Annotated in this window: 16 protein-coding genes and 2 pseudogenes; 8 read left to right on the top strand and 10 right to left on the bottom strand. The window is 71.9% G+C overall.

What is annotated here, in order from left to right; genetic code table 11:
- Positions 1 to 42: 42 nt before the first annotated feature.
- The 4 genes from purB to AB8A24_RS26925 all read right to left on the bottom strand — a co-directional run bounded on the left by purB (position 43) and on the right by AB8A24_RS26925 (position 4,749).
- Entirely contained in the window at positions 43 to 1,476 is a 1,434-nt protein-coding gene (gene purB, locus AB8A24_RS26940; protein WP_030719003.1) for an adenylosuccinate lyase, read from the bottom strand.
- A gap of 71 nt (positions 1,477 to 1,547) precedes the next feature.
- Complete coding sequence (locus tag AB8A24_RS26935) at positions 1,548 to 2,327, bottom strand: SGNH/GDSL hydrolase family protein (protein ID WP_369477832.1); 780 nt, start codon at positions 2,325 to 2,327, stop codon at positions 1,548 to 1,550.
- 65 nt (positions 2,328 to 2,392) lie between these two features.
- The gene (locus tag AB8A24_RS26930; protein ID WP_328964279.1) at positions 2,393 to 3,418 is read right to left on the bottom strand and encodes a hemolysin family protein; all 1,026 of its coding nucleotides are present in this window, start codon (positions 3,416 to 3,418) and stop codon (positions 2,393 to 2,395) included.
- Complete coding sequence (locus tag AB8A24_RS26925; protein WP_328964280.1) at positions 3,415 to 4,749, bottom strand: hemolysin family protein; 1,335 nt, start codon at positions 4,747 to 4,749, stop codon at positions 3,415 to 3,417. Before AB8A24_RS26925 ends, AB8A24_RS26930 begins: the two co-directional genes overlap by 4 nt.
- Before the next feature lie 206 nt (positions 4,750 to 4,955).
- Between AB8A24_RS26925 and AB8A24_RS26920 the strand changes: the two genes are divergently transcribed.
- On the top strand, positions 4,956 to 5,378 hold the full coding sequence (locus AB8A24_RS26920) for a GNAT family N-acetyltransferase (protein WP_328964281.1): 423 nt from the start codon (positions 4,956 to 4,958) through the stop codon (positions 5,376 to 5,378).
- Positions 5,379 to 5,606: 228 nt separating this feature from the next.
- Positions 5,607 to 5,831 (top strand): DUF664 domain-containing protein, encoded by a 225-nt coding sequence (locus AB8A24_RS26915; RefSeq protein ID WP_328964282.1) that lies wholly within the window; start codon positions 5,607 to 5,609, stop codon positions 5,829 to 5,831.
- Between the two features lie 90 nt (positions 5,832 to 5,921).
- On the opposite strand, the gene bioD is transcribed toward AB8A24_RS26915, so the two are convergent.
- The 3 genes from bioD to bioB are packed head-to-tail and all read right to left on the bottom strand — an operon-like array spanning position 5,922 to position 9,247.
- Positions 5,922 to 6,680 (bottom strand): dethiobiotin synthase, encoded by a 759-nt coding sequence (gene bioD / locus AB8A24_RS26910; protein ID WP_328964283.1) that lies wholly within the window; start codon positions 6,678 to 6,680, stop codon positions 5,922 to 5,924.
- A gap of 1 nt (position 6,681) precedes the next feature.
- Positions 6,682 to 8,004, bottom strand: coding sequence for an adenosylmethionine--8-amino-7-oxononanoate transaminase (locus AB8A24_RS26905; protein ID WP_369477831.1), 1,323 nt, complete (start codon positions 8,002 to 8,004; stop codon positions 6,682 to 6,684).
- The gene (gene bioB / locus AB8A24_RS26900) at positions 7,997 to 9,247 is read right to left on the bottom strand and encodes a biotin synthase BioB (RefSeq protein WP_328964285.1); all 1,251 of its coding nucleotides are present in this window, start codon (positions 9,245 to 9,247) and stop codon (positions 7,997 to 7,999) included. The genes AB8A24_RS26905 and bioB overlap by 8 nt, the downstream gene beginning before the upstream one ends.
- Before the next feature lie 157 nt (positions 9,248 to 9,404).
- Between bioB and AB8A24_RS26895 the strand changes: the two are divergent.
- Positions 9,405 to 10,608 (top strand): annotated as a pseudogene (locus AB8A24_RS26895) (8-amino-7-oxononanoate synthase).
- Between the two features lie 47 nt (positions 10,609 to 10,655).
- On the opposite strand, the gene AB8A24_RS26890 reads toward AB8A24_RS26895, so the two are convergent.
- On the bottom strand, positions 10,656 to 10,877 hold the full coding sequence (locus AB8A24_RS26890) for a DUF397 domain-containing protein (RefSeq protein ID WP_033220930.1): 222 nt from the start codon (positions 10,875 to 10,877) through the stop codon (positions 10,656 to 10,658).
- A 12-nt stretch (positions 10,878 to 10,889) separates the two neighbouring features.
- Positions 10,890 to 11,774 (bottom strand): helix-turn-helix transcriptional regulator, encoded by an 885-nt coding sequence (locus tag AB8A24_RS26885; protein WP_328964286.1) that lies wholly within the window; start codon positions 11,772 to 11,774, stop codon positions 10,890 to 10,892.
- Between the two features lie 196 nt (positions 11,775 to 11,970).
- Between AB8A24_RS26885 and AB8A24_RS26880 the strand changes: the two genes are divergently transcribed.
- Complete coding sequence (locus AB8A24_RS26880) at positions 11,971 to 12,420, top strand: ATP-binding protein (protein WP_328964287.1); 450 nt, start codon at positions 11,971 to 11,973, stop codon at positions 12,418 to 12,420.
- Between the two features lie 15 nt (positions 12,421 to 12,435).
- Here AB8A24_RS26880 and AB8A24_RS26875 read toward each other — a convergent pair whose 3' ends face one another.
- The gene (locus AB8A24_RS26875; RefSeq protein ID WP_033220937.1) at positions 12,436 to 12,828 is read right to left on the bottom strand and encodes a VOC family protein; all 393 of its coding nucleotides are present in this window, start codon (positions 12,826 to 12,828) and stop codon (positions 12,436 to 12,438) included.
- 314 nt (positions 12,829 to 13,142) lie between these two features.
- Here AB8A24_RS26875 and AB8A24_RS26870 point away from each other — a divergent pair, with 314 nt between their 5' ends.
- The 4 genes and pseudogenes from AB8A24_RS26870 to AB8A24_RS26855 form a co-directional block, all read left to right on the top strand.
- Entirely contained in the window at positions 13,143 to 13,445 is a 303-nt protein-coding gene (locus tag AB8A24_RS26870) for an urease subunit gamma (protein WP_030719039.1), read from the top strand.
- A gap of 16 nt (positions 13,446 to 13,461) precedes the next feature.
- The gene (locus AB8A24_RS26865) at positions 13,462 to 13,773 is read left to right on the top strand and encodes an urease subunit beta (protein WP_266388776.1); all 312 of its coding nucleotides are present in this window, start codon (positions 13,462 to 13,464) and stop codon (positions 13,771 to 13,773) included.
- Positions 13,766 to 15,487 (top strand): urease subunit alpha, encoded by a 1,722-nt coding sequence (locus AB8A24_RS26860; RefSeq protein WP_369477830.1) that lies wholly within the window; start codon positions 13,766 to 13,768, stop codon positions 15,485 to 15,487. Before AB8A24_RS26865 ends, AB8A24_RS26860 begins: the two co-directional genes overlap by 8 nt.
- 81 nt (positions 15,488 to 15,568) lie before the next feature.
- A pseudogene (locus tag AB8A24_RS26855) lies at positions 15,569 to 15,808 on the top strand (urease accessory protein UreF); the annotation flags it as partial.

Genomic DNA, 15,808 nt, shown 5'->3' with positions numbered 1-15,808 from the left:
CCGGGAGGACGCGGTCGCGGGCGGCGTTCAGCTCGTCGGGGGTCAGAGGATCGACCCCGGCGCGTACCCGGCGGCCTCCGGGTGCTGCTTGGCGATCGCCTCGATACGGGAGACCACCGCCGCGACCTGGTCGCCCGCGGCTCCCGTGAAGGACAGCTTGTCGGCCATCAGGGCGTCGAGCTGGGCCCGGTCCAACGGCATCCGCTCGTCGGCGGCCAGCTTGTCGAGCAGCTCGTTGCGCTCGGCGCCCTGCTCGCGCATGGCCAGCGCGGAGGCCACCGCGTGCTCCTTGATGACCTCGTGGGCGGCTTCGCGGCCCACGCCGGCCCGCACCGCGCCCATCAGGACCTTGGTGGTCGCGAGGAAGGGCAGGTAGCGGTCCAGCTCGCGGGCGACGACGGCCGGGAAGGCGCCGAACTCGTCGAGGACCGTCAGGAAGGTCTCCAGCAGGCCGTCGAAGGCGAAGAAGGCGTCCGGCAGGGCCACGCGGCGGACCACGGAGCAGGAGACGTCGCCCTCGTTCCACTGGTCGCCGGCCAGCTCGCCGGTCATCGAGGCGTAGCCGCGCAGGATGACCATCAGGCCGTTCACACGCTCGCAGGAGCGCGTGTTCATCTTGTGCGGCATCGCGGAGGAGCCGACCTGGCCGGGCTTGAAGCCCTCGGTCACCAGCTCGTGGCCGGCCATCAGGCGGATCGTCTTGGCGATCGACGAGGGGGCGGCGGCCAGCTGCACCAGCGCGGTGACCACGTCGTAGTCGAGCGAGCGCGGGTAGACCTGGCCCACCGAGGTGAAGGCCTCGGCGAAGCCGAGGTGGGCGGCGATCCGCTGTTCCAGGTCGGCGAGCTTGGCGGCGTCGCCACCGAGCAGGTCGAGCATGTCCTGGGCGGTGCCGACGGGGCCCTTGATGCCGCGCAGCGGGTAGCGGCCCAGCAGGTCCTCGAGGCGGGCGTAGGCCACCAGCAGCTCGTCGGCCGCGGTGGCGAAGCGCTTGCCCAGCGTGGTGGCCTGCGCGGCCACGTTGTGGGAGCGACCGGCCATGACCAGCTCGGCGTGCTCGCCGGCCAGCTTGCCGAGGCGGGCGAGGACGGCGACCGTGCGGTCCCGGGCGAGCTCCAGCGAGAGCCGGATCTGCAGCTGCTCGACGTTCTCGGTCAGGTCGCGGGAGGTCATGCCCTTGTGGACGTGCTCGTGACCGGCGAGGGCGTTGAACTCCTCGATACGGGCCTTCACGTCGTGCCGGGTGACCTTCTCGCGCTCGGCGATGGAGGCGAGGTCGACGGTCTCGAGGACACGCTCGTAGTCGGCGAGGGCCTCGTCCGGGACCTCGATACCGAGGTCCTTCTGGGCGCGCAGCACGGCGAGCCACAGCCGCCGCTCCAGCGTCACCTTGTACTCGGGGGACCACAGGACGGCGAGCTCCGCGGAGGCGTAGCGGCCGGCCAGGACATTGGGGATGCGGGGCTTGGCAGTCACGTGGAGGGATTCTACTTGGGCCACGGCTGTGTGTTTACGCAGGTAGGGCCACCACTCGGGATTGTGGCTTGCTACGAGGCGGTGTCCCCGTACGGCAGCAGCTCGGGGCGCTTGGCCGGGCGGCCGTCCCCGGAGGAGCGGCCCGTCAGGCGGCGGCCGATCCAGGGGAGCAGGTGCTGCCGGGCGAAGCTCAGGTCCTGGGCCCGGCGCACGCCCCAGCCGGGGGGAGCCTCGGCCGGCAGTTCGGTGCGCCAGTCCCGTTCGGCGGGCAGGCCCAGCGCCTGCCACACGGCCTCCGCCACCCGGCGGTGGCCCTCGGCGGTGATGTGAAGCCGGTCGACGTCCCACATCCGGGGGTCCGCGAGTACGGAGGCCCCGTAGAGGTCGACCACCACGGCGCCGTGCTTGGCGCCGAGCTCCTCGATGGTGGCGAAGAGCTCCTCCATGCGCGGGCGGAAGCGTTCCATCACCGGTCCGTTGCGCCCCGGGGAGCGCATCAGGACGAGGCGCTTGCAGGAGGGGGCCAGGAGCTCCACCGCCGACTCCAGGTGGTCACGGACCCGACCCATGTCCACCTTGGGGCGAAGGGCGTCGTTGAGCCCGCCCACCAGGGTCACCACGTCGGCGCCCATCGCCGCCGCCACCGGGACCTGGTCCTCGGCGATCTGGCCGATCAGCTTGCCGCGGACCGCGAGGTTCGCGTAGCGGAAGCCCGGCTCCCGGGCGGCGAGGCGGGTGGCCAGCAGATCCGCCCATCCGCGGTAGGAGCCGTCCGGAAGCAGGTCGGACATGCCCTCGGTGAAGGAGTCACCGATCGCGACAAAACTGGTGTAAGAGGCATTCATCTCCATGGCGGAGTGATGTTACCGCGCGGTACCCCGGCCGCGCAGGGCCGGGGACCGCACACCTCGAACGATCACGTGGACGCGGGCCTGTCGAACAGCTCCCGCAGCACGTCCTCCATCGTCACCAGGCCCGTCATGGCGCCGTCCGCCCCGAGCACCGCCGCCAGGTGCGTACGGCTGCGCCGCATCGCGGTCAGGGCGTCGTCCAACGGTGTCTCCGCCCGCACCTGGGCGATCGGCCGCAGCGCCGACACCGGGAAGGGCTCGTCCCGTTCCTCGTCGTCCACGTCCAGGACGTCCTTCACGTGCAGGTAGCCCAGGATCTTGTGCTCCGCGTCGATCACCGGGAACCGGGAGTACCCGGAGTCGGCCGACAGGAGCTCCAGCCCGCCCGGGGTGATGCCCTCGCGGGCCGTGACCACCCGGTCCGCCGGCAGCACCACGTCGGTCACCGGCCGCCGGCCCAGTTCCAGGGCGTCGTGCAGGCGTTCGCTCGCCCGGTCGTCGAGGAGCCCCGCGTCACTGGAGTCCTTGACCATCCGGGCCAGCTCGTCGTCCGTGAAGGTCGCGCCGACCTCGTCCTTCACCTCCACCCGCAGCAGACGCAGCAGGGTGTTGGCGAAGGCGTTGATCGTGAAGATCACCGGCCGCAGCGCCCGCGTGAGGGTCACCAGCGGCGGCCCCAACAGCAGGGCGGTGCGCACGGGCTCGGCCAGCGCCACGTTCTTCGGCACCATCTCGCCGAAGAGCATGTGCAGGTACGTCGCCAGCGTCAGCGCCACCACGAAGGAGATCACGTGGGTCACGCCCGCCGGTACCCCGACCAGGTCGAACAGCGGGGTCAGCAGATGCGCGATGGCCGGCTCGGCCACCACACCCAGCACCAGGGTGCACAGCGTGATGCCCAGCTGGGCCGCCGCCATCAGCGCCGACACGTGTTCCAGGCCCCACAGGACGGCGCGGCCGCGCCGGTCGCCCTGCTCGGCGTACGGTTCGATCTGGCTGCGCCGGACCGAGATCAGCGCGAACTCCGCGCCGACGAAGAAGGCGTTGACGACCAGGGTCGCCAGGCCGATCAGCAGCTGGATGACGATCATCGGGCCTCCTCCGTTCCCTCGGCGGGTCCGGCCGGGGCGTGCAGCAGCACGCGCGAGGCCCGACGCCCGACGGCGTCCACCACGTCCAGGCGCCAGCCGTTCAGTTCCATCCGGTCGCCGACCGTCGGGATCCGGCCAAGCTCGGTCGCTATCAGGCCGGCCAGGGTCTCGTACGGGCCGTCCGGCACCCGCAGTCCGATCAGCCGGAGCTGGTCGGTGCGCGCCGCGCCATCGGCGGAGTAGAGCTGGTGCCCGGCCTCGTCCGTACCGGCCGGGGCCAGATCGGGGGTCTCGTGCGGGTCGTGCTCGTCGCGGACCTCGCCGACGACCTCCTCGACGATGTCCTCCAGCGTGGCCACGCCGGCCGTGCCGCCGTACTCGTCGATGACCACGGCCATCGTCTGCTTGCCGGACAGCCGGTCCAGCAGCCGGTCCACGGTCAGCGACTCCGGTACGAAGAGGGGCTCGCGCAGCAGCTGCGACACGGGACGGCGGCGACGCTCCGCGGCCGGCAGGGCCAGGACGTCCTTGACGTGGACGGTGCCGACGACGGTGTCGAGGCTGCCCCGGTACACCGGGAAGCGGGACAGGCCGGTGGCCAGCGTCGCGTTCGCGACGTCCTCGGCCGTGGTCTGCACGTCGAGGGCGGTGACCTGGACGCGCGGAGTCATCACGTTCTCGGCGGTCAGATCGGCGAGGTTCAGCGTACGGACGAACAGCTCGGCCGTGTCCTTCTCCAGCGCGCCCGCCTTCGCCGAGTGGCGCGCGAGGGCGACCAGCTCCTGCGGGGTGCGCGCGGAGGCCAGCTCCTCGGCCGGCTCCAGGCCGAAGCGGCGCACCATGTGGTTCGCGGTGGTGTTGAGGTGGCTGATCAGGGGCCGGAACGCCCGGCTGAAGACCCGCTGCATGGTCGCCACGCGCTTGGCGATCGCGAGCGGGGAGGAGATCGCCCAGTTCTTGGGCACCAGCTCGCCGACGACCATCAGGACGACGGTCGAGATCGCGGTGCCGAGGATCAGGGCGGCGGAGGAGGCGGTGGCGGCCGACAGGCCCATGGCCTCGAAGGGGCCCTGGAGCAGGGTGGAGATCGACGGCTTGGAGATCATGCCGATGACCAGGCCGGTGACGGTGATGCCGAGCTGGGCGCCGGAGAGCTGGAACGTCAGGGTGCGGACGGCGGCCAGGGCGCTGTCCGCACCGCGCTCGCCACGCTCGACGGCTCGTTCGAGTTCGCTGCGTTCTACGGTCGTCAGCGAGAACTCGGCGGCGACGAAGACCCCGCAGACGATGCAGAGCACCAGTGCCACGACGAGCAGGAGCACCTCGGTCATCGGTCGATCACCTCCGTCCCATGATCGGCCAGGAGGCGGGGGATCGCGCGATGTCGCGAACGCGTATGTCGGGTACTGGGAGGCTCGCCCATGGGCGGACGCTCACACCTTTCACTCAAGAGGGACCTTTCACCACATGGTAAAGGACGAGCAAAGGGGACGGATCATTCATTTGGCGGAGCGCGGCCGGATGATGGGATTCGGCCATGACTGATCTTCATATCGGCCCCGCGTCGGCCACCGACCTGGGTGCGGTCCTGGACTTCTGGAAGGCCGCCGCGGAGGGAACGAGTATCAGTGACGATCTCGCCGGGGTCGAGCGCCTGCACGACCGGGACCCCGGGGCGTTGCTGCTCGCCCGGCGCGACGGGGAACTCGTCGGCACGGTGATCGCCGGGTTCGACGGATGGCGCTGCCACCTCTACCGGCTCGCCGTGCATCCGGGGCACCGGAGGCAGGGCATCGGGGCCGCGCTGCTGGCCGCCGCGGAGGAGCGGTTCGTCGCGCTCGGCGGGCGACGGGGGGACGCGATGGTGCTCGACCGCAACGAGCGGGCGCACCGGGTGTGGGACGCGGTGGGCTACCGGCCCCAGGAGCAGTGGACGCGCTGGGTCAAGCCGCTCGGCTAGTGCTGTGACCGGAAAGGTCCACCGGGTCACGGCGCCCGGTACAGCACCTCGCCGCGTTGTCGGACCACGGAAGTACGTCCGGTACGGCCCGCGACCCTCCGCCTTGCGATGCACCGCACCGGACACCGCGACCCGGCAAACCTTTCCGGCCACAGCACTAGGGACTGTCTCTCAGGCGTCACCCGTCACCCGTGGACGCGCCGTCGCCGGTGGCCACGGTCTGCGGCCATGACCGATCCCACAGCAGGGGCCCGGCCGGAACCGCCACTCGCCGGCACCGAGGCAGCAGCCGTCCTCGGCGCACTCGAACGCCGGCGGGCCACGTCGGCCTGGAAGTGTTCCGGCCTGGACGCCGCCGGCCTTCGCGCCGCACTCGGCCCGTCCACGATCACTCTCGGCGGCCTCCTCAAGCGCTGGGCGCACGTGGAGGACAGCCACGTCGCCCGGCTGTGACGCCCGTCCGGCGGGGGCGGGGCGCTCGGGTGGCCGCGTCGCGGTCGGGACGGGGGTCGGGACCTGGGGCTCCGCCCCCGGCCCCGCGCCTCAAACGCCGGCCGGGCTGGGGGTGGCCGGGGTGTAGGCCGGTGGGGGCCAGGTGGAGAGGAACGAATCCGCCGACCAGGTGCCCGAGAGGGGCGGGGCCAGCCAGGTCGGGGCCGACGCGCGGAAGCGGTCCGGCGTGAGGGTTCCCGAACCCTCCGGGACCGCGCCCAGCAGCGGCAGTCCCGAGGACTTCGTGAGGTCCGCCAGGTTGCAGCGGGCCGCCAGATCCGGGCTCCGCGGCCAGCTGCCGACCACCACGCCCGACCCCGTCAGGTCCCGGGCCCGCAGGGCCTCCGCCGCGAGGGTGGTGGAGCTGAGCGTGCCGAGACCGGCCTGGGCGACGAGCAGCGTCGGCGCGCCGAGCAGGCGGGCCGCGTCGGCCAGCGTGTGGCCGGCCTCGTCGAAGCGCACGAGCAGTCCGCCCGCGCCCTCCACCAGGACCAGGTCATGGTCCTGCGACAGCCGCTGCGCGGCCTCCGCGATCTGCGCCGGGGAGAGCGTCGCCAGACCCGAGCGCCGGGCCGCCGTGTCCGGGGCCAAGGGCTCCGGATAGCGGGCCAGTTCCACCGCCGTGACGGAGGGGCCGGCCAGCCGGACCGCCTCCGCGGCGTCCCCCGGCTCCTGCGGGCCGACACCCGTCTGCGCGGGCTTGAGCACGGCCACCGAGCGGCCGGCGGCCACCGCGGCGGCCGCGATCGCCGACGTGACCACCGTCTTGCCGATCTCGGTGCCCGTGCCGGACACCATCAATACGGACATCTCAACCTTCCTGCGCCGCCGCGCACACCGCACGGCAGATACGGGCCACGTCCTCGTCACCGGTCACGAACGGCGGCATGACGTAGATCAGGTCCCGGAACGGGCGCACCCACACGCCCTCGCGCACCGCCGCCTGGGTGGCCGCCGCCACGTCGATCTCGTGGTCGAGCTGGACCACGCCGATGGCGCCCAGGACGCGCACGTCCTTCACCCCGGGGATGTCCGACGCCGCCGCCAGGCCCTCGCGCAGCCCGGCCTCGATCCGCTTGACGTCCGTCGCCCAGTCCTGACCGAGCAGCAGCTCGACGGAGGCCAGGGCCACGGCCGTGGCCAGCGGGTTGCCCATGAAGGTCGGCCCGTGCGCCAGCACCGGGACCTCGCCCTGGGAGATGCCGCTCGCCACCCGCTCCGTGCACAGGGTCGCCGCCAGCGTGAGGTAACCGCCGGTCAGCGACTTGCCCAGGCACATCACATCCGGGGTGATCCCCGCGTGGTCGGCCGCGAAGAGCGCGCCCGTACGGCCGAAGCCCGTGGCGATCTCGTCCAGGATCAGCAGGACCCCGTACTCGTCGCACAGCTCGCGCAGCACCCGCAGGTAGCCCGGGTGGTGGAAGCGCATACCGCCCGCACCCTGCACCACCGGCTCCACGATGACCGCAGCCAGCTCGTCCGCGTGCGCGGAGATCGTGGCGCGCAGGTGGTCGGCGTACGCCGGGTCCACGGGCGAGTCGAAACCGGCGGGCGGCGCGTCCGCGAAGACCTGCCGCGGCAGGTGCCCCTGCCACAGCTCGTGCATCCCGCCGTCGGGGTCGCAGACGGCCATCGGCTGCCAGGTGTCCCCGTGGTAGCCGCCGCGCCAGGTCAGCAGCCGGGTCTTGCCCGTCCGTCCCAGCGAACGCCAGTACTGGAGGCACATCTTGACCGCGACCTCGACGGACACCGAGCCCGAGTCGGAGAGGAAGACGTGCTCCAGCCCCGGCGGGGTGATCTCGACGAGCTTGGCGGCGAGCCGGACGGCGGGCTCATGGGTGAGCCCGCCGAACATCACGTGCGACATCCGGCCCAGCTGCGTGGTGGCGGCCTCGTTGAGCACCGGGTGGTTGTAGCCGTGGATGGCCGACCACCAGGAGGACATGCCGTCGACCAGCTCTTCGTGACCGTGTCCCTGGGACGGGTCGGCGAGCCGCAGCCGCACCCCCGAGGCGGAGGCGATGATCAGCGGCTCCTGCCGCCCGGGCATCGGGCCGTACGGGTGCCAGACGTGCTGCCGGTCCAGCGCGAGCAGTTCCGCGCCGGCCGACAGGGGGGCGAGCTGATCAGGCATTGGGGGCGACGTCCGTCCCCGCGCCCCGTCGGCGGACCGCCACCAGCTCCGGGCGGACCTCGCCGGCCTCGGCCTGGACCGGTGCGGGCGTACGGGCCGCCGGCGCGTGGCCGGAGCAGCCGCCGCACGCCGAGCCGCAGCCCGCGGCCTCGTCGCCCTCGGCGGGCGCGCCCGAACCGCAGAGCGAGGCGCCGCCGTTCGAACCGCAGCCCCCGCCGGTGGCGGCGGCCGCGACGTCGGAGCGGTGCGCGGGAAGGGTCGACGTACCGGCGCCCTCCACCTCGAAACCGGCGTCCGCGATCATGTCGAGGTCGGCCTGACCGGCCTGGCCCTCACTGGTCAGGTAGTCGCCGAGGAAGATCGAGTTGACGATGTGCAGGGCCAGCGGCTGCATCGAGCGCAGGTGCACCTCGCGCCCGCCGGCGAGGCGGACCTCGACGTCGGGGCAGACGAACCGCGCCATCGCCAGGATGCGCAGGCAGCGCTGCGGGGTGAGGTTCCACTCCTTGGCCAGCGGGGTGCCCTCGAACGGGATCAGGAAGTTGACCGGCACCGAGTCCGCGTCCAGCTCGCGCAGCGAGAAGACGACGTCGACGAGGTCCTCGTCGCTCTCGCCCATGCCCGCGATCAGACCGGAGCACGCGGACAGACCGGCGCCGTGCGCCTTCTGCACCGTGTCGACGCGGTCCGCGTAGGTGTGGGTCTTGGTGATCTGCCCGTACGTCGCCTCGGACGTGTTGAGGTTGTGGTTGTAGGCGTCCGCGCCCGCGTCCCGCAGACGCTCCGCCTGGCCGTCCGAGAGCAGGCCGAGGCACGCGCAGACCTCGACGCCCTCGTTCTGCTCCTTGATCGCCGCGATCGTCTTGCCGACGCGGTCCACGTCCCGGTCCGTCGGCCCGCGGCCGCTCGCGACCAGGCAGACCCGCTTCGCGCCGCCCGCGACGCCGGCGGCGGCCGCCTGGGAGGCCTCCTCGGGCTTCAGCCAGGTGTACTTGAGGATCCCGGCCGTCGATCCCAGGCGCTGGGAACAGTAGGAGCAGTCCTCGGGGCACAGGCCCGACTTCAGGTTGACCAGGTAGTTCAGCTTGACGCGACGCCCGAACCACTGGCGGCGCACCTTGCCGGCCGCGGCCACCACGTCGAGCAGTTCGTCGTCAGAAGTCGCCAGTACGGCGAGCGCTTCTTCGCGGGTCGGCAGCTCGCGCCGCAGCCCCTTGTCCACCAGGGTGTTCAGCAGGTCCATGGACCAGATCCTGTCCCACACCCCCGCTCCCGGCCAAGGAGAGATCGCACAACATGGCCGGATGGGTGTGTGTGTATCACCACACCTGGCGCAGCGGTCACGCGAGCTAGGGTCGGGGCAGGTCTGTGGACTGCCGACAAAACACGAGGACGTGCCGATGCCCCAGCTCACTCCCGACCCGGTGGACGTCTTCGCGTGGATCGATGACGCGGAGCGCGCGCGGGAGGAGGCCGGCCTCGTCCGCACGCTGCGCCCTCGGCCGTCCGTGTCGCCGCTGCTGGACCTCGCGAGCAACGACTACCTCGGCCTGTCGCTGCACCCCGAGACCGTCCGCGGGGCGCAGGAGGCGGCCGCGACCTGGGGCGCCGGAGCCACCGGTTCGCGGCTCGTGACCGGTACCACCGAACTGCACACCGAACTGGAGCGGGAGCTCGCCGCCTTCTGCGGGTTCGAGGCCGCGCTCGTCCTGTCCTCCGGCTACGCCGCCAACCTCGCCGCGGTCACCGCGCTCAGCGGCCGGGGCACGCTGGTGGTGTCCGACGCCGGGAACCATGCCTCGATCGTCGACGGCTGCCGGCTCTCGCGCGCCGAGACCGCCGTGGTCCCGCACGCCGACCCGGACACCGCGCGCAAGACGCTCGCCGCGCACGAGGGCCGGGCGCTGCTGGTCAGCGACTCGGTGTTCTCCGTGGACGGGGACGCCGCCCCGCTGGCCGAGTACGCCGCCGCCTGCCGGGACGAGGGCGCCGGCTTGGTCGTCGACGACGCCCACGGGCTGGGCGTGCTGGGCGAGGGCGGCCGCGGCGCGCTGCACGCCGCCGGTCTCGCGGGGGCGCCCTACGTGGTCGCCACCCTGACCCTCTCGAAGTCCCTGGGCAGCCAGGGCGGCGCCGTGCTCGGTCCGGCCAAGGTGATCAGGCACCTGGTCAACACCGCGCGCACCTTCATCTTCGACACCGGACTGGCCCCGGCCGCCGCCGGAGCGGCGCTGGCGAGCCTGCGCCTGCTGCAGCGGGAACCGGAGCGCGCGGACCGCGCCCGCGAGGTGGCCGCCCAGCTGTACGGGCGGCTCACCGCGTCCGGCCTGACCGCGGCCCGGCCGGACGCGCCGGGAGTTCGGCGACGCCTACGCCGTGGTGTCGGTACGGGCCCCGTCGGCGCCGGCGGCACTGCGCTGGCCCGCCGACTGCCGCGAAGCGGGTCTGTTCGTGGGGTGCTTCCGTCCGCCGTCGGTGCCGGACGGCATCTCCCGGCTGCGGCTGACCGCCCGGGCCGATCTCACGGGGGACGAGATCGATCGGGCGGTCGGGACGATCCTGGCGACCGCACCCGCCGGAGCCACGGACGGCCAGGGCCGGTAGGCCCTGTCGGTCGAAGTCCTGGGCGCTCCAGGGGTTCCCGGGCGGGGCTACGCGTGCACGTCGGCCCGTACCGAGGCGAGGAAGCCGGTCCAGGCGGAGCCGGTGAAGAGCACGGCCGGGCCGTCCGTCCGCTTGGAGTCGCGGACGGCCAGTAGACCGCCGTCCAGGACTGCCGCTTCCACGCAGTTGTTCATTCCGGTGCTGCGGCTGCTCCGCCGCCACCGCGCGCTGATCAGAAGTCCGCCGGGGGATAAGGGGGTTGCGGACACGGGGGTGCCTCCTTACGCGTCGTCAGCGAGTGAGCTGATGAGATCCGACGAGTCCTGGGGCGGGAGGGCGTGCGCCTGGATGGTGCGGAACGCGGCGCCGTACGCCTCAAGGTCTTCCTTCCGCTCCAGATAGAGGCTACTCGTCAAATGGTCGAGTACCACCACATCCAGATCAGCGATGTCCGGAAATGAAAAAATAACGAACGGTCCGGTCAGGCCGAGATGCCCTCCGACGCTGAACGGAAGTACCTGCAGGCGCACTTGAGGCAGCTTCGACACCTCCGCCAGGTGTCGCAATTGCTCGGCCATCACCCCGGGCCCACCGATCTGTCGGCGCAGCACCGCCTCGTCCAGTACGGCGCTCAGCTCCAGCGGCGGGTCCGCCCGCAGCACCGCCTGCCGGGCCAACCGTACGTCGACCAGCGCGTCCACCTTCGGCTCCGGCAGCCCGCCCAGCGCGGCCCGGGTCACGGCCCGCGCGTACTCGGGGGTCTGCAGCAGCCCCGGCACCACGGACAACTCCACGGTGCGGGCCGACCTCGCCCCCGCCTCCAGGCTGATGAAGTCCCGGTACTCCTGGGGCAACAGCCCCCGGTAGTCGTGCCACCACTGGCGGCCGCGCCCGGTGTCGCCCGCCGGGCCGGGGCCGGCGGCCGAGGCCGACAGCGCCTCCAGCAGCGCGCGCTGCTCGGGGCTGACGATCTCCCCGTAGGCATCGAGGAGGAGCCGGATGTCCTCCGGCTTCACGCCGCTGCGGCCCGTCTCGATACGGCTGATCTTCGATTGGTGCCACCCCATGATCCGGGCCGCCTCACCACTGGTGAGTCCGGACCGGTCGCGTAGGGCACGCAGTTCCTCGCCGAGCTTGCGTCGGCGCACCGCGGGACCGTGCTGCACACCCGCCTCCTTCCACCGGCACAGCTCGCACCAGTCTGCCGTCCAAATACGCTCTTCCGTAGCAGAGTTCACCGCATCGAGCGACAGATATATGCATATCTTGGGGGAAAGGCAGATGTGACGGCACGATGGGTGGCACTCTGGCGTCCAGCACAGATCCGGGGCTTTTCGCCCTGGTGGGAAAGGGACCGTCGCCATGGCAGATCACCAGGAAGCATCCGTCACTCTGCCGAGCGATCCCGCCTCGGTCGCCACTGCCCGACGCTATGTCGCGGAGGTGCTGAGCGAGTGGGGACTCCCCGATGACGCCGACACCGCCGACAGCGTCCGGCTGATCGTCTCGGAGCTCGCCACCAACGCCGTGCAGCACACCTTCGGCCAGTCGCCCACCTTCACCGTCGACGTCCGCCTGGAGCGCCAGGAGTGGTTGCGCGTCGGGGTGACCGACAGCCACCCGCGCTGGCCCAAGCGGCTCCCGGCCGCCGTCCAGCAGGACAACGGCCGGGGCATGGTCATCATCCGCTGGCTGACCGCGGAGGCGGGCGGCCGGCTCTCGGTCACCCCGACCGAGGACGGCGGCAAGACGGTGTGGATCGCGCTGCCCTGGAGCGTCGGAGCCCCGGTGCGGAGCGTCTCCGGCTGCTGACCTGCCGGGGACGGCTCAGAGAAGGCCGCGTTCGCCCGCGCTGCGCTCGATGCACAGCTCGTTGCCCTCGGGGTCGGCGAGCACGACCCAACCCGCCACGCCGTCCGCGTCGCGGCGGTCGTCGACGAGCTTCGCGCCGAGGCCGATCAGACGTTCGACGGTCTCGTCCCGGGTGCCGGTGGGCGGCTGGATGTCCAGGTGGACCCGGTTCTTGACGGACTTGGCGTCCGGGACCCGGATGAAGAGCAGCCCCGGCACCCCGGGCCGGCCGGGCTCCAGCATGACCTCGTCGTCCCCCTCCACGTCGTCGGGGTGGAACGTGTAGCCGGTCACCGCGGACCAGAACTCGGCGACCCGGTAGGGGTCGAGGGCGTCGAAGGTGATGTGCCGGACGGGATTGATGAACATCTGTCTCCTCGATGGGGCGTCCGCGTGCGGAGCCGTATACGGAATCGGGCTCGTGGGGCACCGGAGTTGAACCGGGTACCTGCCTGAAACGTGGGTTAACTCAACGGAAAAGCGCAGCGCTTAGCGTGGCGGCCACGTTCGACCGCCAATGATCATCCATGATCCGGTAAAGCGGCGGTGGTCGGGGTGGAAAGCCTTTCCCAGTGTTGGGCAAGACTCGCTTGGTTCGGATATGCGCAGGTCAACAAAGTGTTGAGGGTCGGTAGGGTCGCCCCGCCCCTTGTTGATCTTGTCCCGGAAGCTTGGTGATACACGTGCAACTGACACCGCACGAGCAGGAGAGACTGCTCATCCACGTGGCCGCCGACGTGGCCGAGAGACGGAGGGCGCGCGGGGTCCGCCTCAACCATCCGGAGGCGATCGCGCTGATCACGTCGCACCTCCTGGAGGGAGCCCGCGACGGCCGGACCGTGGCCGAGCTGATGGCCTCGGGCCGCACCGTCCTGACCCGCGAGGAGGTCATGGAGGGGATCCCCGAGATGATCCACGACGTCCAGGTCGAGGCGACCTTCCCGGACGGCACCAAACTCGTCACCGTCCACGACCCGATCGTCTGAAACGGAGTACCCCCGCATGATCCCCGGCGAAATCGCCTACGGGGACGGCCCGGTGCTCCTCAACGAGGGCCGTCCCGTCACCCGCCTCACCGTGCTCAACGCCGCCGACCGGCCGGTCCAGGTCGGCTCCCACTACCACTTCGCCGAAGCCAACCCGGGCCTCGACTTCGACCGCCCCGCCGCCCACGGGCTGCGGCTCAACATCGCCGCCGGCACCGCCGTCCGCTTCGAGCCGGGCATCCCGGTCGCGGTGGAACTCGTGCCGCTGGGCGGACTGCGCGTCGTTCCCGGGCTGCGCGGCGAGACCGGAGGACCGCTCGATGGCTGAGCTCTCGCGCCAGGTGTACGCCGACCTCTTCGGGCCGACCGCCGGAGACCGGATGCGGCTCGCCGACACCGACCTCTTCGTCGAGATCGAGCAGGACCTCAGCGGCGGCCCCGGGCGGGCCGGCGACGAGGCCGTCTTCGGCGGCGGCAAGGTGATCCGCGAATCCATGGGGCAGGCCCGCACCACCCGGGCCGAGGGCGCCCCCGACACCGTGATCACCGGCGTCGTCGTCCTCGACCACTGGGGCATCGTCAAGGCCGACCTCGGCATCCGCGACGGCCGGATCTGCGGCATCGGCAAGGCCGGCAACCCCGACACCATGGACGGGGTCGATCCCGCACTGGTCATCGGCCCCGAGACCGAGATCATCGCCGGCAACGGGAAGATCGTCACCGCCGGCGCCATCGACGCCCACGTCCACTTCATCTCCCCGACGGTCATCGAGGAGGCGCTCGCCTCCGGGATCACCACCCTCGTCGGCGGCGGCACCGGACCGGCCGAAGGGACCAAGGCCACCACCGTGACCCCCGGGCCCTGGCACCTGGCCCGGATGTTCGCGGCCCTGGAGGCCTACCCGGTCAACATCGGCCTGCTCGGCAAGGGCAACACCATGTCCCGCGAGGGGATGCACTCCCAGCTGCGCGGCGGCGCCCTCGGATTCAAGATCCACGAGGACTGGGGGTCCACCCCCGCCGTCATCGACGCCTGCCTCTCGGTGTGCGAGGAGACCGGCGCCCAGGTCGCCATCCACACCGACACGCTCAACGAGGCCGGATTCGTCGCCGACACCCTCGCCGCCATCGCCGGGCGGACCATCCACTCGTACCACACCGAGGGCGCGGGCGGCGGGCACGCACCCGACATCATCACCGTGGTCTCCGAGCCGAACATACTGCCCAGCTCCACCAACCCCACCCGGCCGCACACCGTCAACACCGTCGAGGAACACCTCGACATGCTGATGGTCTGCCATCACCTGAACCCGGCCGTCCCCGAGGACCTCGCCTTCGCCGAATCACGGATCCGGCCCTCGACCATCGCCGCCGAGGACGTCCTCCACGACCTCGGGGCCATCTCCATCATCTCCTCCGACTCCCAGGCCATGGGCCGGGTCGGCGAGGTCGTCCTGCGCACCTGGCAGACCGCCCACGTGATGAAGAAGCGACGCGGCTTCCTCCCCGGCGACGGCCCCGCCGACAACCACCGGGCCCGCCGCTACGTCGCCAAGTACACGATCAACCCCGCGGTGGCCCAAGGGCTCGCCCGCGAGATCGGCTCCGTCGAGACCGGCAAACTCGCCGACCTGGTCCTGTGGAAGCCGGCCTTCTTCGGAGTCAAGCCCGAACTCGTCATCAAGGGCGGCCAGATCGCCTACGCGCAGATGGGCGACGCCAACGCCTCCATCCCCACGCCGCAGCCCGTCCTGCCCCGGCCCATGTTCGGCAGCCACGGCCGCGCCCCCGGCCTCAACTCGCTGAACTTCACCGCTCAGGCGGCGCTCGACGACGGGCTGCCGGAACGGCTCGGGCTGGGCAAGCAGTTCGTGGCCATCGAGAGCACCCGCAAGGTGAGCAAGGTCGACATGCGCAACAACGACGCCATGCCGAGGGTCGAGGTCGACGCCGACACCTTCACGGTCAGCATCGACGGGGAGCCCGTGGAACCCGCGCCCCCAGCGGAACTGCCCATGGCCCAGCGCTACTTCCTGTTCTGACTGATCTCTCTGTTCCGACCGTTCCGACCGTTCCGATCGTTTCTGATCGTTTCCGACCGTGCCGAGAAGAGGTCCCTGTCGATGAGCCGCGCCGCGCTGCTCGTCCTCGCCGACGGCCGTTTCCCCGCCGGGGGCCACGCCCACTCCGGCGGGGCCGAGGCCGCCTGCAAGGCGGGCCGGATCCATGACGCCGCCACCCTGGAGGACTTCTGCCGAGGCCGGCTGCACACCGCCGGCCTCACCGCCGCCGCGCTCGCCGCCCACGGCGAGGCCGAGCTGCTGGCCCGCCACCTCGACTCCGCCGTCCGGACCACCGTCCCC

It is taken from the genome of Streptomyces sp. BF23-19 (assembly GCF_041106355.1).
Classification (GTDB): domain Bacteria; phylum Actinomycetota; class Actinomycetes; order Streptomycetales; family Streptomycetaceae; genus Streptomyces; species Streptomyces virginiae_A.
The sequence above is the reverse complement of the archived record's forward strand: the minus strand, read 5'-3'. Positions and strand labels throughout refer to the sequence as shown.

What these genes read in the sequence shown, in the direction of transcription:
- AB8A24_RS26915 (WP_328964282.1), top strand. Translation starts at nt 5,607, where the DNA reads ATGACCGATCCCACAGCAGGGGCCCGGCCGGAACCGCCACTCGCCGGC.
- AB8A24_RS26925 (WP_328964280.1), bottom strand. Translation starts at nt 4,749, where the DNA reads ATGACCGAGGTGCTCCTGCTCGTCGTGGCACTGGTGCTCTGCATCGTC.
- AB8A24_RS26905 (WP_369477831.1), bottom strand. Translation starts at nt 8,004, where the DNA reads ATGCCTGATCAGCTCGCCCCCCTGTCGGCCGGCGCGGAACTGCTCGCG.
- AB8A24_RS26935 (WP_369477832.1), bottom strand. Translation starts at nt 2,327, where the DNA reads ATGGAGATGAATGCCTCTTACACCAGTTTTGTCGCGATCGGTGACTCC.
- AB8A24_RS26875 (WP_033220937.1), bottom strand. Translation starts at nt 12,828, where the DNA reads ATGTTCATCAATCCCGTCCGGCACATCACCTTCGACGCCCTCGACCCC.
- AB8A24_RS26880 (WP_328964287.1), top strand. Translation starts at nt 11,971, where the DNA reads ATGGCAGATCACCAGGAAGCATCCGTCACTCTGCCGAGCGATCCCGCC.
- AB8A24_RS26920 (WP_328964281.1), top strand. Translation starts at nt 4,956, where the DNA reads ATGACTGATCTTCATATCGGCCCCGCGTCGGCCACCGACCTGGGTGCG.
- AB8A24_RS26930 (WP_328964279.1), bottom strand. Translation starts at nt 3,418, where the DNA reads ATGATCGTCATCCAGCTGCTGATCGGCCTGGCGACCCTGGTCGTCAAC.
- AB8A24_RS26860 (WP_369477830.1), top strand. Translation starts at nt 13,766, where the DNA reads ATGGCTGAGCTCTCGCGCCAGGTGTACGCCGACCTCTTCGGGCCGACC.
- bioB (WP_328964285.1), bottom strand. Translation starts at nt 9,247, where the DNA reads ATGGACCTGCTGAACACCCTGGTGGACAAGGGGCTGCGGCGCGAGCTG.
- AB8A24_RS26865 (WP_266388776.1), top strand. Translation starts at nt 13,462, where the DNA reads ATGATCCCCGGCGAAATCGCCTACGGGGACGGCCCGGTGCTCCTCAAC.
- bioD (WP_328964283.1), bottom strand. Translation starts at nt 6,680, where the DNA reads ATGTCCGTATTGATGGTGTCCGGCACGGGCACCGAGATCGGCAAGACG.